A 16,486-nucleotide genomic window follows, 5' to 3' on the forward strand; every position below is an offset into this window, starting at 1 on the left:
CCCCCCCCCCCCCCCCCCCCCCCCCCCCCCCCCCCCCCCCCCCCCCCCCCCCCCCCCCCCCCCCCCCCCCCCCCCCCCCCCCCCCCCCCCCCCCCCCCCCCCCCCGCGGGGGGGGGGGGGGGGGGGCCCCCCCCCCCCCCCCCGCCACAGGGGTCAGCTAGTCCGGCAGGTGACGGTTGGCCAGGTCCAGTTGCCGTTGGCCATGATCGTCACGCCGAAGTTGTTGCCGTTGCCGTTCGGCGTCGCGGTGACGGTGCCGCTGGTGCCGCTGACCGAGGCGTTCCAGCTGTTCTGGATGCTCTGGCCACCGTTGAGGGCGAGCCCGACGGTCCAGTTGCTGGTGTTGGCGACCGAGACGTTGAGGTTGAACCGGTCGCCGTACTGCTGGCCGGCCGACAACGTGGCGGTGCAGTTGCTGCCGCCGCCGGTCGGCGGGGGAGTGGTCGTGCCGCCCCCACCACTGCTGCCCTCGCGGACGGTGATGTCCGAGCTGCCGCTGCTCTGGTAGCCCTCGGTAGCCATGATCTGGTAGCTGTGGTTGGTGCCCAGGTTGAGGCCGGCGCGGGCCCAGGCGTCGAAGTGGTTCGCCGTGGTGATGGTGCCCGAGCTGCGCTTCTGCTGCCGGACGCTCCAGAACTGGTAGAAGGTCTGGTTGCCATCGATCGAGGGCGCGTTGACCCGCTGGCTGCGCAGGATGTCGTAGGTGCCGCCGTCGGTGGTGACGGTGCCCATACGGGTGGCGCCGCTGCTCGGGTTGTAGCTGCCGAAGTTCTCCACGACGTAGTACTCGATGAGCGGGTTGCGCGTCCATCCGTACAGGGCGAGGTAGGTGTTGTTGTTTCCCGGGTTGTAGGTGCCCGAGTAGCTCACCGTGCGCCGGTTGCCGGTGGCCCAGCCCTTGCCGCCGACCCAGTTGTTGGTGCTGCGGTCCCAGCTGCTGGAGTACCGGCCGTCGGCACGCAGCGTCATGCTGGCGTTGCCACTGTCCTTCCAGAACGAGAAGTAGTAGCCGTTGTGCGTGCCGGTGGTGTTGGAGCTGACGGTCCGGTCGGCTTCGGCGTGTGCGGCGCCGGCCACCATGACTCCGGAGACGGTCATCGCCAAGGCGCAAGCGGCACCGGCCAGCAAGCGGATGCGGCCGCGTCGGCGGCGCTTCGGTTGGGCGAGATCTGCGGTCATGTGAGTGCGGTCCTCCTCGTGAAGGGGCTGCCGGGGAACAGCCCCACGGGCACGGCCAACCACATCGGGGATATGTCGGTGACGAAGACGGAGTCACCGTGAGCCCCGGTCGTCCGCCGTGGCGGGGATGACGGTCATCGAAGGCCGTCATTGCGAGATCGTGGCCTGAATCACTCGGCCTTGTCAACAACTTACGGAAACCCTGCGGAAATACCGAAGTCGATCTTCGAGCCCCGGATCGTTGTATCTACGCAGCTCAGGTGCCCTGTGATCTCGGCTGTTCCTCGATCAGCGAAGCCGAATCGGGACCTTCTGGAGATGCTCCGGGCCGGAAGTACCGAAACTTCCGGAAGCCGGTACGGAAGTTCGATCGAGGGCACGGTGAAGCGGTGCGGTGACCGCTGCCGGCCGCCGCACCGCTTCGCACTCACGCAATCAGCTCAGACTGAAGCGCTGATTGGCTTGTCCGTTGCAGTCGTAGAGCTGGACCTGCTGACCGTTGCCGGTTCCCCACACGTCCAGGCAGCGGCCGGACTGGCCGCCGGTGATCGTGCCGTTGCTGTTGACGTTCCACTGCTGGTTGGCCTGACCGTTGCAGCTGTAGATCTGCACCGCCGACCCGTTGGCCGAGCCGGCCGCGTCGAGGCACCTCGAGCCGTACACGGTCAGCTGCTTGCCCGACGTGAGCGTCCAGGCCTGGTTGGTCTGGCCGTTGCAGTCGTAGAGCTGGACCCGCGTGCCGTTGGTCTGCGAGGCGCCGGGCACATCGAGGCACCGTCCCGATTGCTGACCCAGGATCCGCTTCGCGTCGCCCGAGGGCGGCGGGGTGGTGGTCGGCGGCGGAGTGGTGGTGGTCGGCGGCGGAGTCGACGGGGTGCCGGAGTTCAGGACGTTGAGCACCGAGTTGTAGGCGGCCTTCTTGTTGCCCGAGTTGTCGAACAGCAGCGGGCTCTCGCTGGAGCGCCAGGAGTCACTGTCCCGTACGCCCCAGACGGTGATGCCGATGCAGCGCGGCACGTTGAGGCAGGCCTGGGTGAGCCCGGCGTACTGCGAGGTCGACGCGTTGGTCACGTCCACCTCGGTCAGGGCCACGTCCACGCCCAGGGCGGCGAAGCTCGACAGGGTGGTCTGGAAGTTGCCCGGCAGTGAGCTGCCGCCGGTGAAGTGGGTCTGCAGCCCCACGCAGTCGATCGGCACGCCGCGGGACTTGAAGTCCCGGATCATGTTGTAGACGCCCTGCGTCTTGCCGTACGACCAGTTCTCGATGTTGTAGTCGTTGTAGCAGAGCTTGACCGACGGGTCGGCGGCGCGCGCCGTGCGGAACGCCACCTCGATCCAGTCGTTGCCGGTGCCCTGCAGGTTGGAGGACCGCCGGCTGCCGTCCTCGTTGAACGCCTCGTTGACCACGTCCCAGGCGGCCAGCTTGCCCTTGTAGTGCGCCATCACGCCGTTGATGTGATCGATCATCGCCTGGCGCAGGCTGCTGCCGTTGAGACTCTGCATCCAGCCCGGCTGCTGGGCGTGCCAGGCGAGGGTGTGGCCGCGCACCTTCAGTCCGCGCTGGGTGGCCCAGTTGTAGATCTGGTCGCCGGAGCTGAAGTTGAACTGACCCCGCTGGGGCTGGGTGGCGTCCGGCTTCATCTCGTTCTCGGCGGTCACCATGTCGAACTCGCGCGCGGCGATGGTGGTGTACGCCGAGTTGCTGAGCCGACCGGCGGCGATGGCCGTGCCGAAGTACCGGCCCGACTGGGCGGCCGCCGCGCCGAGAGTGCCGGCGGCGGCGTTCGCCTCCGGCGTCACCATTACCACGCCCGCTGCCGCGACGGCGGCGACGGCGCCGCTGATCAGCAGCCGCATCCGCGTGGATCGACTCCGCCCCGAGCCCGCGGAGTGGCCAGAAGACCTGATTGCCACAGGGTTCTCCCTTCGCTGTCCCGCGTCCGGGCCGTCGCGCGGAACACGCGACCCGAACCAAAGAACGATGTACTTCGATTTGCGGTCATGCTGGCACGAGTAACACCGGCGAAACAATAGTTTCCGGAAACTCGCCGGAAGTTGTTGACGATTCTTTATGGCGGCGATGATCGTCTTGCGGGCTTTACCTGGGAAAACCTTGCTGTGTTGGCGGAAAAAGGGGAGGTGCGGCCGGTGGCGTACGCCCTGGGTGGTGCTGATGCTCCGGAACTTACGGAACAGGAATGCGAAAGTCGCCGGAATGCCGCAGCCCTTTGCGTCGCTTTATCAATGCCGCAAAAAAACGCGCACTGAAAACTGTTACGCAGGCGGTGTGCCCCGGGTCCGAGGCGGAAGATTTTCCGGAAAGCCGCGGTCCAATGTGCACAAAACGGCGGAGGCGTTCGTCTATCCGGGTGTGTCCACACCACGAAGAAAATCGATCGCCGCGGCCGCGTTACTGACCCTGGTCCTGTCGGCCGCCCCGTTCGCCGCCGGTCCCGCCCGCGCCGCCGAGCCGACCGGCGCCGCCCCGGGGCCGACCGTCACGCTGATCACCGGCGACCGGGTCACCCTGACCGGCGGCGCCGTCACCGTGACGCCCGGGCCCGGCCGCGCCGGCATCCCGATGGCGACCAGCACGGCCGGCGGACGCACCCGGGTCGTCCCGGCCGACGCCATGCCACTGCTGCGCGCCGACCGGCTCGACCCCCGCCTGTTCGACGTGACCGGGCTCGTCGCGGCCGGCTACGACGACCGGCGCGCCGACCTCCCGCTGATCGCCGGCGGAGGAGCAACCTCCAGCGGCGCCCGCGTCCGCGCGCTGCCCAGCCTCGGCGCGACCGCCGTGCGTACGCCGAAAAAGGATCTGGCCCGGAACTGGAAGGCCCGCACGGCCCGCGGCAAGATCTGGCTCGACGCCAAGGGAAAGTTCACCGCGGCCGAGGGCGTCCAGCAGATCGGCGCCACCCTGGCCTGGCAGGACGGTCTCACCGGCCAGGGCGTGACCGTCGGCGTCGTCGACTCCGGCGTCGACGTCACCCACCCCGACCTGGCCCCGGTGGTCGCCGCGCAGGCCGACTTCACCCCCGGCGGCACCGGCGAGGTGCACGACCTCAACGGGCACGGCACCGCGGTCGCCTCGATCCTGGCCGGCACCGGCGACGCGTCCGACGGGCGCTACCGGGGTGTCGCTCCCGGCGCCCGCCTGGTCTCGGCCAAGGTCGGCGACTTCGACATCACCGAGTCGGCCGTCATCGCCGGCATGGAGTGGACCGCCGGCATCCAGCAGGCCCGGATCGTCAACCTGAGCCTCGGTTTCCCGAACACCGCCGGGACGGATCCGCTCGAGGCCGCGGTCGACGAGATGACCGGCAAGTACGGCACCCTGTTCGTGGTCGCCGCCGGCAACGACGGCAACAACGGCAACAACCCGGCCCACGGCGACGACTACCTGATCAACTCGCCCGCCGACGCCGCGGCCGCCCTCAGCGTCGGCGCCGTCGACTCGGACGACCAGCTCGCCGCCTTCTCCAGCCGCGGACCCGGCCCGGACGGCGACAGCATCAAACCGGAGATCACCGGGCCCGGCGTCGACATCACCCACGCCATGAGCCGCGACGCCGGCGACGGACCGTACGACAGCGGCAGCGGCACCTCGTTCGCGGCGCCGCACGTCGCGGGCAGCGCGGCCATCCTCGCCCAGAAGCGCCCCGGGTGGACGCCCGCTCAGCTCAAGGCCGCCCTGATGGGCTCCGCCCGGCCCACCCCGGGCGTCGGCGTCTATGCCCAGGGCGCCGGCCGCGTCGACGTCGCCCGCGCGGTGCGCACGACCGTGCTGGCCGACCCGCCCAGCCTGAACCTGGGCAGCGGGAACACCCGCAACGTCGTCTACCGCAACAACGGCTCCCGGCCGCTGACCATGACTCTGAAGGTCGGCGCGCCGTTCACGGTGAACACCCCCGCGCTGACCGTGCCCGCCGGTGGCACCGCGACCGCCCGGGTCACCGTCCCGGCCGGGCTGCCCGGCGGCGCCCACACCGGGCAGCTCACCGCCACCGCCGGCGAACAGGTCGTCACCACCCCGGTGGCCGTGGTGCGCGAGACCACCAAGGCCGGCCTCGACCTGCACGTGCTCGGCCCGGACGGGCAACCCACCGAGGGCCACTACACCCAGGTCATCGGCCTGGACACGCCGTACCTGCACGACACCCTGTTCGACTACCCGTGGACGCCCGACGTCTCGCTGCGCGTGCCCACCGGCCGGTACGCGATCCTCACGCAGTACTACGGCGAGGCCGCGGACGGCACCTGGACCAGCATCGCGGTCGCGCACCCGTCGGTCTCGGTCACCGGTCCGACCGACCTCACCGTGGACACCCGCCTGGCCAAGCCGGTGACCGCCACCGTCCCGGACTCCCGGGCGGGCTTCGAGGCCGGGTCCGTCGCTTTCGGCGTACGGGCTCCGAAAGGCTGGGTGTCGTCGGCCGTCACCAGTTACGGCGGCGCCCTGAGCAGCGCCCAGGCCGGCGCGGACAGCGACACCCTGCTCTCCGTGGTGCGCTTGGCCTACGCCTCGGACACCGCGGTCTACCATCTCGCCTGGCCGTTCCGGGGCCGCGTGCCGACCGGCTACACGGGCGCCGTCACCGCCGGGGAACTCGCCGTCGAGACGGGCGAGATGCATCGGCAGACCACGGACGGCTTCTCGAACCTGTACGCGGGCGTCCACGTGCCCGGGAACCCGCTGACCTTCGCCGCGCTCACCACCGACGTCTCGGCTACGCGCTACTTCACCACCGGCGGCGGCGTGCGGTGGAGCACCGGCATCTACGAGTGGCGCGAGGAGGAGAACTACGAGGAGGTCCGTACGTCCGGCGAACCGCGGCGCTACGAGCCGGGCCGGCGTTACACGGCGGCCTACAACGCCCCCGTCATCGCCCCGTGCCGCACCGCCGAGGGCAACGACTGGACCGGTGACCGGCTGCGCGTCCGGGTCGCCATGACCTGCGACAGCGCCGGGCACGTCGGCACGACCACCCGCGTCCCCGGCCGCACCACGCTGTTCCGCGACGGCGAGCAGCTGGCCATCTCCGGAACCGCGGGCGTGGCCAACTTCCGGGTGCCGCGGATTCCGGGCGCCTACCGGCTGCACCTGGAACAGAGCCGCCCGGCCGCCTTCACCACAGCCACGGCGACCACCGTGGACTGGACGTTCACCGACCCGGCGGCCGTGCCCACCCTCGGCGCCGTCGGCATCATCCCGGCCGCCTCCGGGATGCGCCTGACACCTCCGGCGGGCACCCGCTCGGTGACCCTCGAAGTCTCCACCGACGACGGGACCACCTGGCGGCCCACCCCCGTCCACCGGGTCGGCGGCGCCTACCAGGCCGCTGTGCCCCGGGACGGCCAGGTGTCGCTGCGGGTGACCGCGAAGGGTTCCGCCACCACGGTCACCCAGACCGTGATCCGGGCGCTCCCACCGGCCTGACGCCTTCTTTTCCGCCCCTGCTCATGGGCCCGTCCATCGCGACGGGCCCATGGTCGTCGCGGTGGCCTGATGCTCGACCGCCCAGTTCGCGACCTGGGAGATCGGGCCGAGCACGGTCTGCCCGGACGTGGTCAGGGCGTACTCGACGGAGGGCGGCACGGTCGGGTGAACCGTGCGGCGCACGAGCCCGTCGGACTCCAGCGCCCGCAACGTCCGGGTCAGCATCCGCTGGCTGATGCCCTCTATCCGCTGATGCAGTTCGTTGAATCGGTGCGGTCTCTCGCCCAGCAGCACCAGGGTCACCAGCGACCACTTCTCGCCGAGGCGGTGAAAGAGACCGGTGACCGGGCACGCCGCATACTCCGCGACCGGCACCTGCTGGGCCAGGGGCGTGCCGACCAGCGAAGGAACAGCAGTGTTCCTACCAGACATATAAGTGCCTTCTTTCGTACGGATCTCCGAGCCGCGACAGTGACACCTGTCCACCATGACAGGGGAGGCCGACGTGCCCGCAACACAGATTTCCAGCATGCTCATCGCCGGAGTGGGACCGGGGCTCGGGCTGGCCGTCGCCCGGCGGTTCGGTCGTGAGGGACATCCGGTCGCCCTGCTGTCGCGCCACCCGGACCGGCACGAGAGCTACCTGGCCTCGCTGCGGCAGGACGGCATCACCGCCATCGCCGTCGCCGCCGACCTCACCCGGCCCGACCAGCTACGCGCTGCCGTCACCATGACGAGCGAGAAGCTCGGCCCGATCGGCGCGGTGTACTACGGACCCGGCGCTGCCGATCCGGCCGCACGACCGGCGCCGATCCTGCAAGCAACGCCGGATGACGTGTCCGCGGCCGTGCACACCTTCGTCCACCCGGCCGTCGACCTCACCGCGATGGTGCTACCCGGCATGCTCGAACGTCGCAACGGCACACTTCTGTACGTGGCGGGCCTCGGCGCTGTCGTTCCCCTGCCGGGCATGGGCGCCCTCGCCGTCGCCTCGGCCGCGCTGCGCACGTACGCCCTGACCGTGAACGCGGCCCTGGCCGGCACCGGCGTCTACGCCGGGGCGCTGGTCATCGGCGGGCTCATCGAACGCGGCGACATCCACCGGCACGCCGTCGCCGCGGTCGGCCCGGCCGCGGCCGCCGCCCTGCCCACCCTCGACCCCGGCACGATCGCCGACACCGCGTGGGACCTTTCGGCCCGCCGGAACGGGCCGGAAGCGACCTTCAACGCCCTCGGCGACTCCGTCCACGCCTGATCCAGGTGGCCAGGCCGCACTGTTCGACGATCTGGTCCAGTTATGAAACGCGCCTTAGTTTGGGAGTTACCGCGATCAAGGGAGCTTGGAATGCCGCATGTGCGCTCGGCCGACGGCACGTCGATCGGCTACGACCGGCTCGGCGACGAGGGGCCGGCGCTGGTGCTCATTGGGGGTGGTCTGGACGACGGCACGGAGAATCGCGCGCTGGGCGAGCACCTGGCGAGCAGCTTCGCCGTCGTCAACTACCGGCGCCGCGGCCGTGGCGACAGCGGCGACGGCAGGTCCTATGCCGTCGAGCGGGAGGTCGACGATCTCGCGGCGGTGATCGACGCCGCCGGCGGGCGAGCGCACCTGTTCGGGGCGTCGACCGGCGGGGCACTCGCGTTCGAGGCGGCCGCCGCCGGGCTTCCGGTCGACCGGATCGCCGTCCACGAGGTGCCGTACCAGGTGGATGACGCGATGATCTCGGCCTGGCAGGCGTACCGGCTCGAGCTCGACGCCGTGCTCGACGCCGGCCACCGTGATCAGGCGCTCAGGCTGTTCATGCGGCTCGCCGGATCGTCCGAGCAGGACATCGCGAGCGCGGAGGCCGCCCCGGTGTGGCCCGCGCTTTGTGCGCTGGCGCCGACGCTGCGCTACGACGCGGCATGCCTCGGAGACGGCCCGCCGCCCGCAGACCGTCTCGCGATGGTGCGGCAGCCGGTGCTCCTGACGACCGGCATCACGGTCGACTCGCGGATGGCCGGGCTGCCCGTCGACTTCTTCGGTGCGGCGGCCGACGCGGCCGCGGCCGCACTGCCCGACGCCCGGCGGGACGCCCTCGAGGTCGAGGGCCACGTGGCCGATCCGGCCGTGCTCGCTCCGGTCCTCAGCAGGTTTTTCGCCGGCTGACGCGGCAACCGGCCAACCCGCTGTGCCTCTTCTGAGCAGCGGGTGACGACGCCCGGTGGCGGAGCGCATCCACCGGGCGCCGCGGCGTTCAGACCAGGCGCCAGACGTTGTCGGCGCTGCCGTTGTCGTCGTCCTGCACCACCTGGGTGCCCCACGTGCTCGAGCCGTTGAGAATCGCCAGCAGTTTGCCGCTGTTGACGTTGCGGATCTTGTAGGTGCCGTTGCCGTTGTCGATCAGGGTCCAGCGGTGGTCGGCGGTTCCGGTGTCCGACCACTGCAGGACGCGGGCATTGGTCGCCGTCGACATGTTCTCGACGCCGAGGACCTTGCCGCTGTTGGCATTGCGGAACTTGACGGCGGAACCGTCCGCCACCCGGGCCCACTGATGGTCGGCGGTTCCGGAGTCTCCCCACACCACGGCGAGGCCACCGTCGGCGGTCGACATGTCCTTGACGCCGAGGACCAGGCCGGTGCCCACATTGACCAGCTTGACCGTGGTGCCGCTGCCGCCGCCGCTGCCGGTGGCCCAATAGACGGTGTAGTTGAAGCCGTGCGCGTCGTAGAACGGTCCGACGGGCACGGCGGCGCCGCCGGCGGTGGCGGTGAAGGCGAGACTGGACGGGCTGGTCCGGGCGATGGACGAGGTGGTCAGCGACGGGAGCCCGGTCAGGGTGGTGTTGCCGTAGTTTCCGCACAACACCACCGGCCCGTACGCGATCGCCTGGACGTTGGGGTTGTCGTTGGCGGCCAGCATGGTGACCCGCATGGGCAGCCGGACGGTGAGCGTGTCGCCGGCGGCCCAGGTGCGGGTCACGGTCGCGTAGCTGCCCGGCGTCGCGGTGACGGTCTGGGCCACGCCGTTGACGCTGATCACCGGAGTTTGCGTCCAGGACGGGATGCGGACCCGGATGCTCCACGATCCGCTCATCGAACCCGACAGCGTCAGGGTCGTGGTGTCGCTGACCGGGTAGGTCGTGGACTGGGTGACCGTGATGCCGCGCTGCGCCCAGGTCAGCGTCGAGGGTACGAATAGGTTCACGGTCAGCGTCGTACCGGCGTAGAAGTAGATGGAGTCCATCAGCTTCGTGTTGGTCTCGATGCCGGTGCCCTGGCAGCACCAGAACGAGTTGTAGTCGGTCGAATAGGTGCCGCCGCCCCAGGCCGGGCCGACCCCGCGCCGCCCGCCCGGCCGCAACGGGGTGAAGTAGGTGACGCCGCCGTGGCTGTCGGCCGGGTTCTGCGCGCCGACCAGATGGTTGAGCAGGGCTCGTTCGTAGTAGTCGAAGTAGCCGGCGTTGTCCGGGTCGAGCAGCCACAGTTCCCGGGTCAGCTTGAGCATGTTGTGCGTGTTGCAGTGCTCGCAGGTGTCGTTGCTCAGATAGCCGGCGATCGCGTTCGGGGCGCGGAAGTGCTCGGCCTGACTGTTGCCGCCGATCGCGTACGTGTGGGCCCGGGTGGTGATGTTCCAGGCGTTGGTGGCGATGTCGCGGTATCGGGTGGTGCCGGTCGCCTTGTATTCGCGGGCGGCCCCGATCCACTTGGGCACCTGGGTGTTCGCGTGCAACCCGTTGAGCTGGTCGGTGCCGGCGGCCAGCGGGCTGAACACGGCGGCGTGGTCGAACCGCTGGGCCGTGGCCAGCCAGCGTGAGTCACCGGTCTGCTGGTAGATGTCGGTGAGCACCTCGTTCATGCCGCCGAACTCGGTGCCGAGCATCGCCTGCATCTGGCCGGCGCTCAGCCGGGCGGTGCGGGTGTCGACCCAGCCCGCCAGGGCCAGCAGCACCGTACGGGCCTGGGTGTTGCCGGTGTACCGCCACACGTCGAGCAGCCCGAGCAGGGTCTTGTGGACGCAGTAGTAGGGCACGTTGCCGTTCGAGAGCGTCCGGGCCTCGAGCGCAGCGAAGTCCGACTCGGGAAAGCCCGACAAGTAGCCCGCCCCGAAACCGGCCGCCCCGTTGTTGGCCTGGCACTTGGCCATCTCGGCGACCATGTAGTTGGCCTTGTCCCGGCAGGTGGTATCGCCCAGCACCGCGTAGGCCTGCGCCCAGGCGGTGAGGAAGTGACCCTGCGCGTGCGAGCGGAACGGGAAGGACGGTGCGTCCCAGCCGCCGTTCGCCGCGGCGCCGTTGGTCGACAGCCGGTGGTTGGCCCGGAAGACGTAGAGCAGGCGGTCGACGTCGATGAACCGCAGGTAGCTCAGCGTCCGGTTCTGGTTGTCCAGCAGCCGGCCCGTGGTCAGCCGCACCTGGCCGAGTTCGAAGGGGAACGCGGCCGCGCCGATGTCCGGGCGGACGGGCGGCACGACCGCGGCGGCGGCCGGGCGCGGGTCGAGGGCGATCACTCCGGTCGTGGTGGCCAGGGCGGCGGCGCCGCCGGCCTGCAGCAGGTGACGGCGGCTGAGCGAGGGGGATGACATGTCGGATCTCTCCTGCGGTGGTGGGGGGCGGTGCCCGGCCGTCCCGGGGGACGGCCGGGCGTTCTCAGCGTTGCCGGGTGAGCAGGCCCGGGCGGTACGGCAGCAGGCCGTAGTCGCCGCCGGAGTTGGGGGAGCGGCCCTGGTAGAGCAGTTGCAGGTTGCAGGGGTCGATGGTCATGGTCTGGTCGGCGTTGACCCGGATGAGTTCGCCGTGGCTGATGTCGTTGGTCCAGGTGGCGCCGCTGTTGGCTTTGCCGGCGAAGGGGTTGCTTTCGGTGGCGGCTTGGGGTGTCCAGGTGCCGCCGAGGCTGGTGGCGGTGAAGGAGCGGAAGTAGCGGCCGTTGTTGCCGATGGCTTCGACGATCATGAGGTATTGGTTTTGGCCTTGGACCTTGTAGACCTGCGGGGCTTCGAACAGGTTGTTGGTGGAGTCGCTCATGATGGTGGTGTAGGAGGAGCCGAAGTTGCCGGGGAAGTTGCCGATGGGCATGCTGGCTCGGTAGATCTTGCCGTTGTCGCCGGCGAAGAACAGGTACATGTTGGTGCCGTCACCGATGAGGGTCTGGTCGATGGGTCCGGTGCCGGAGCCGGTGATGCTGCCGGTGAACAGTGGTTGGGCGGCGGACCAGCCGTTGGCGTTGGTCGGGTCGCTCGAGGTGCGGTAGGAGAACGCGGTCGGTCCCCATTGGTAGGCCAGCACCCAGATGCTCTTGGGCGCGAAGTAGAACAACGAGGGCGCCACGGTCCCCGACGACATCGCGTTCTGACTGGCCGAGGCCATGTCCGACCAGTTGGTGAACAGGCTGAAGTTCATCGACCCCCACCTGGTGCCGGTGTCGTGCGTCGTCGCATAGACCAGGTGCCGGCCGTTGTAGGGAACCGTCGTGAAGTCCTTGAGCGACACCCAGCCCGACTTGGGGTTGGCCAGCGATCCGGTCGAGCTCCACCGGTACGACGACGGAAGCGAACACGTGGCCGGCGGGCTCGTTGGCGGCGGGGTGGTGGGAGGGGTGGTCGTCGGCGGAGTGGTCGGTGCTGTGGTCGACGGGGGAGTGGTCGGGGTCGTCGTGCCGCCCGTACACGTCACGCCGTTGACGGCGAAGCTCGACGGCACCGGGTTGCCGGTGGTCCACGAGCCGTTGAAGCCGAACGACGCCGTGCCGCCGGTGGGGACGGAGCCGTTGTAGCCGACGTTGCGGGCCGTGACCGCCGAACCGGACTGGGTGACCGTGGCGTTCCACGCCTGCGTCACCGACTGCCCGGTGCCGAACGACCACGTCAGCGTCCAGCCGTTGAGCGCGTCACCCAGGTTGGTGATCGACACGTTCGCGCCGAACCCGCCCTGCCATTGCGACGACACGGCGTAGTCGACCGAGCAGCCCGCGGCCGCGGCGTCGGCCGGTAGGGCCACCATCGCGCCGGCCGAGGCCAGCATCGCGATGCCGGCGGAGGCCAGGCCGGCCTTTCTCGCTCTGTGTTCCATGGCGTTCCTCTCCTGCGGGGGGATTTCAGTGGGTCAGCACGACGGTGGAGATGCTGCGTGCGGGGATGGTGACGGTGACCTGGGCGCCGTTCACGCTGGTCGGCTGGGCCGCCGCGTTGTCGGTGCGCGAGGTCAGGTAGTGCTCGGCGCGGGTGATGGTCTGCGGCGCCTGGAGTACGGCGTTGCTGACCGCGCCGGCCGACCGGTTGAGGATGACCAGCGTGGTCTTCCCGCCGCCCTGATAGGCGGTCACTTCCAGCGGACTGGTCTTGGTGTCCTTGGTGAGGGCGACGCGCTGGTAGCCGGGGCGCACGAACTTGGCGAACTGCGAGAACGCGTATCCGCGCTTGAGCGGGGCGCCGGCCGTGGTGCCGTACGCCGCCTCGCCGTCGCCGATGAACGAGTAGTAACGCTTGCCGTACCACCAGATGTAGGCGTTCCAGTTCGATTCCATCGACTTGTGCACCGTGCGCATGATGTCGTCGAGCGTCTCGTCCCAGACGGCCTGGTTGCCGGGGTTGCCCCAGATGTTCGAGCCGTTGCCGTCGGCCTCGTGGAAGTTCCACTCGGTCATCCACACCGGCTTGTTGTTCTGCTCGGCCAGGGCGTACGGCTTGAGCCGGCCCGAATCCTCGGTGCCGTACAGGTGCCCGCCGATGTAGCCGATGTTGTTGCGGGCGCCGGCGTCGTTGAGGGTCGGATCGGTGAAGCCGTAGTTGAAGTTGACCGCCTCGGCCACCATCAGCTTGGTGTTCTGCACCTTGGCGCCCTGGTCCCGGACGAAGTTGCGCAGTTCGGTGCCGTTCCAGTCCATCGAGTCGTAGTCCGGATGCCAGTCGGGCTCGTTCTGCACCGAGGTGACGTCGATCGGCACACCCTGGCCCCGCATGTACTGCACATAGCTGTTCAGGTGGTTGGCGTAGTCGTCGTAGTAGTCGGTCTTGAGCTTGCCCCCGTTGACCCGGCTGTTGTTGGTCTTCCAGGCGGCCGGCGCCGTCCACGGTGAGGCCAGAACCTTCACCCCCGACCCGTACGACTTGGCCGTCTTGAGCGCGCTGACCTGAGTCGGCCATTCACCCGAGACCGGGGAGATGCCGGTCCGCACGATCGACAGGCCGAGCTGGCCGGCGCCCAGGCCGACCAGCGTCTGCGTCTCGGCGGCCGACCAGGCGCCACCCCAGATCGGCGTCGCGGCCCCGAAGCCGTCCACCGTCTGATACTTCGTCGCGCTGTTCACCGTGATGTCGGCCGTGGCCGGCGGGCTGGTCGGGCCGCTGGTCGGACCGGTGGTCGGCGGCGTGGTGACCGGGGCCGGGCCGCCGGTGCACGCCACCCCGTTGACCGCGAAACCGGTGGGGGCCGGGTTGCTGCCGGTCCACGAGCCGTTGAAGCCGAACGACGCCGTCCCGCCCGTGGGGACCGAGCCGTTGTAGCCCACGTTGCGGGCCGTGACGGCCGGGCCGGACTGGGTGACCGTGGCGTTCCAGGCCTGCGTGACGGTCTGGCCGGCGCCGTAGGTCCAGTTCAGGGCCCAGCCGGTGAGGGGGTCGCCGAGGTTGGTGACGGTGACGTCGGCGCCGAAGCCGCCCTGCCACTGCGACGACACGGCGTAGCGCACCGAGCAGCCCGCGGCCGCGGCTCCGGCCGGGAGGGCCACGGCGACCGCCGCCGAGGCCAGCAACATGCCCGCGGCCGAGGCCAGGGCTGTAGTAATGGGTTTCATCGTCTCTCCTGATCGGTGTCCGGCCCTACTGGAACTGGGAGAAGAACCTCCACACCTCTCCCTTGGTCCAGGTCGTGATGCCGCTCTCCGTGGTGGAGCCGTCCACGTGGCCGGGCAGGTGACCGCCGTCGAACGCCGCCCAGACGACCGGATATCCGGCCCGGCATCCGGCGTACGCGGTGGTGATGTGGGTCCGGCTGCCGGCGGCCGGCTCGCGGGGGCTCTGCGGGGTGCAGCCGTTGTTGGCGACGAACCGGTCGCGCAGGGCCCGGCCCTGGGAGATGGGCAGAACCGAGTCGCTGATGCCGTGGATGCCGAGGTAGGCGATCGGCTGGCTGCCGCCGGCGCACCCGCTGAGCTGGGCGCCGGAGAACACGGCGACCGCCCGGAAGACGTTGGCCCGCCCGCAGGCGAGGGCGTAGCTCATGCCGCCGCCGTAGCTGAACCCGGTGGCGAACCGCAGCCGGGGGTTGACGCAGAGGTCACCCTCGATGCGGCGGATCATGTCGTCGACGAAGGTCACGTCCTCGCCACCGGAGTTGGCCCAGCCGGCGTTGAGGCCCTGCGGCGCGACCAGGATCGCGGTGTTGTTCGACTGTTCCTGCTGGCCGTAGTACGACCAGGCGGAGCCGCTGGTGCCGCCCGAGTTGACCTCGGCCGCGGTGCCGCCCCGCCAGTGGAAGCCGAAGATCAGCCGGTACGGGGTGGTGTTGTTGTAGCCGGACGGAATGCGCAGGATGAAGCTCCGGCTCTTGCCGCCACTCTGGATCGTGTGGGTGCCGCTGGACAGCGTCGGAGTCCGCCCGCATCCGGTGCTGCCGGACGGGTTCGTGGGCGGGGTGGTCGGTGGCGTCGTGGGCGGGGTGGTCGGCGGGGTCGTGGGTTCGGTCCCGCCGCCGCAGGTCACGCCGTTGAGGGCGAACCCGGTGGGCACCGGGTTGCCGCTCGTCCAGGAGCCGTTGAAACCGAACGACACGCTCGCGTTGGAGCCGACCGACCCGTTGTAGGCGGCGTTGCGGGCGGTGACCTGCGAGCCGCTCTGCGTCACGGTGGCGTTCCAGGCCTGGGTGACCTGCTGGCCCGCGCCGTACGACCAGGTCAGGGTCCATCCGTTGACCGGGTCACCAAGGTTGGTGACGGCGACCTCGGCCCCGAAGCCGCCCTGCCACTGCGAAGTCACCGTGTAGCGGACCGAGCACCCGGCCGCCGCCGCATGCGCCGGGACGACTGTCGCGACGGCGGCGCCCGCCGCGGCGACCGCGCCGACGAGGGCCGCGGCTCTCAGTTTGATCACGTGTCGCATGACTGTTCCTCTTTCATCGCGGGGGTCGGGCAGTTCTCACGCGCGTACGGGGATCAGGGGGTGCTGACCGCGAACTGGCCGACCGTGACGGAGCCGCCGAGCGCCTGGGTGGCGTATTCGAACAGGCCGAAGCGGTAGCCCATGAAGAACTGCCAGTCGTTGTTGAGGGCGAAGGCCGGGCCCAGGCTGCTGAACGTCGTGCCGTCGGTGCTGTACGAGAACGTGGCGGTGCGCCCGGACCCGGGCCGGATGTCGGCGCTGACCCGAAGCCAGATGCGGCCGCCGCTGACGGTGGCGCCGGCCCGTTCGCTGCCGGTGCCGGTCGTGCCCCACCCGCTGGTCGACATGGTCAGCCCGTCGGTCATCGAGACCCGGGTGACGCCGTTGTCCTTGCGGACGCCGATCCACGCCGATCGGTCGCGCAGCATGGCCAGGCCGGACCGGTCGCCGTTGGCCATCGCCGAGTAGTCGAGCTGCACGGTCGCCGTGGAGGACGGGCCCTGGATGCGGCGGGTCAGCGTGTTGCGGGCGTTGTAGAGGTCGTTGGTGACCGTGGCGGCCGACAGCCGCAGGCCGTTGTTCACGCTGACCTTCGTCATGTCCGGGTTGTGGTTCCACTCGTACTGGGGCCCGAGCGTGGTGCCGGAGAAGGTGTCGCTGCCGGTCATCGGGGCCACCGGCCGCCACGGCAGGTTGGGCCGGGGATAGGTGGCGCCCCAGCGGCCGTTGACGGTTTGCAGGACGGGCCAGCCGTCGCTGCTGAAGGTGATGGGGGCGAGGGTGGGCATCC

Annotated in this window: 12 protein-coding genes; 4 read left to right on the plus strand and 8 right to left on the minus strand. The window is 70.2% G+C overall.

Going from position 1 to position 16,486, the window contains the following annotated elements:
• Positions 1 to 153 precede the first annotated feature (153 nt).
• Positions 154 to 1,179, minus strand: coding sequence for a glycoside hydrolase family 11 protein (locus tag ACZ3I4_RS47620; RefSeq protein WP_465388810.1), 1,026 nt, complete (start codon positions 1,177 to 1,179; stop codon positions 154 to 156).
• 435 nt (positions 1,180 to 1,614) lie between these two features.
• On the minus strand, positions 1,615 to 3,036 hold the full coding sequence (locus tag ACZ3I4_RS47625) for an endo-1,4-beta-xylanase (RefSeq protein ID WP_465388811.1): 1,422 nt from the start codon (positions 3,034 to 3,036) through the stop codon (positions 1,615 to 1,617).
• Between the two features lie 198 nt (positions 3,037 to 3,234).
• Here ACZ3I4_RS47625 and ACZ3I4_RS47630 point away from each other — a divergent pair, with 198 nt between their 5' ends.
• Both ACZ3I4_RS47630 and ACZ3I4_RS47635 read left to right on the plus strand, forming a co-directional pair.
• On the plus strand, positions 3,235 to 3,447 hold the full coding sequence (locus tag ACZ3I4_RS47630) for a hypothetical protein (protein ID WP_465388812.1): 213 nt from the start codon (positions 3,235 to 3,237) through the stop codon (positions 3,445 to 3,447).
• 67 nt (positions 3,448 to 3,514) lie between these two features.
• A complete protein-coding gene (locus tag ACZ3I4_RS47635) occupies positions 3,515 to 6,622 on the plus strand; it encodes a S8 family peptidase (RefSeq protein WP_465388813.1) in 3,108 nt (1,035 codons plus the stop codon).
• 21 nt (positions 6,623 to 6,643) lie between these two features.
• Here the strand turns inward: ACZ3I4_RS47635 and ACZ3I4_RS47640 are convergent, their stop codons facing one another.
• Entirely contained in the window at positions 6,644 to 7,054 is a 411-nt protein-coding gene (locus ACZ3I4_RS47640) for a winged helix-turn-helix transcriptional regulator (protein WP_465388814.1), read from the minus strand.
• Positions 7,055 to 7,151: 97 nt separating this feature from the next.
• Between ACZ3I4_RS47640 and ACZ3I4_RS47645 the strand changes: the two genes are divergently transcribed.
• On the plus strand, positions 7,152 to 7,877 hold the full coding sequence (locus ACZ3I4_RS47645; RefSeq protein ID WP_465388815.1) for an SDR family NAD(P)-dependent oxidoreductase: 726 nt from the start codon (positions 7,152 to 7,154) through the stop codon (positions 7,875 to 7,877).
• Between the two features lie 90 nt (positions 7,878 to 7,967).
• Positions 7,968 to 8,771, plus strand: coding sequence for an alpha/beta fold hydrolase (locus ACZ3I4_RS47650; RefSeq protein ID WP_465388816.1), 804 nt, complete (start codon positions 7,968 to 7,970; stop codon positions 8,769 to 8,771).
• 88 nt (positions 8,772 to 8,859) lie between these two features.
• Here ACZ3I4_RS47650 and ACZ3I4_RS47655 read toward each other — a convergent pair whose 3' ends face one another.
• From ACZ3I4_RS47655 to ACZ3I4_RS47675, 5 genes are all read right to left on the minus strand, one after another.
• Positions 8,860 to 11,187: a beta-L-arabinofuranosidase domain-containing protein gene (locus ACZ3I4_RS47655; RefSeq protein WP_465388817.1), complete on the minus strand. Its 2,328-nt coding sequence runs from the start codon at positions 11,185 to 11,187 to the stop codon at positions 8,860 to 8,862.
• A 64-nt stretch (positions 11,188 to 11,251) separates the two neighbouring features.
• Entirely contained in the window at positions 11,252 to 12,670 is a 1,419-nt protein-coding gene (locus tag ACZ3I4_RS47660; protein WP_465388818.1) for a non-reducing end alpha-L-arabinofuranosidase family hydrolase, read from the minus strand.
• Between the two features lie 25 nt (positions 12,671 to 12,695).
• Positions 12,696 to 14,393: a cellulose binding domain-containing protein gene (locus ACZ3I4_RS47665; protein WP_465388819.1), complete on the minus strand. Its 1,698-nt coding sequence runs from the start codon at positions 14,391 to 14,393 to the stop codon at positions 12,696 to 12,698.
• A gap of 25 nt (positions 14,394 to 14,418) precedes the next feature.
• Positions 14,419 to 15,696, minus strand: coding sequence for a cellulose binding domain-containing protein (locus tag ACZ3I4_RS47670; protein WP_465388820.1), 1,278 nt, complete (start codon positions 15,694 to 15,696; stop codon positions 14,419 to 14,421).
• A 53-nt stretch (positions 15,697 to 15,749) separates the two neighbouring features.
• Positions 15,750 to 16,486 (minus strand): beta-xylosidase family glycoside hydrolase (locus ACZ3I4_RS47675; protein WP_465388821.1); only part of this gene is annotated, 737 nt, incomplete at its 5' end.

It is taken from the genome of Actinoplanes sp. NPDC021490 (genome assembly GCF_055562135.1).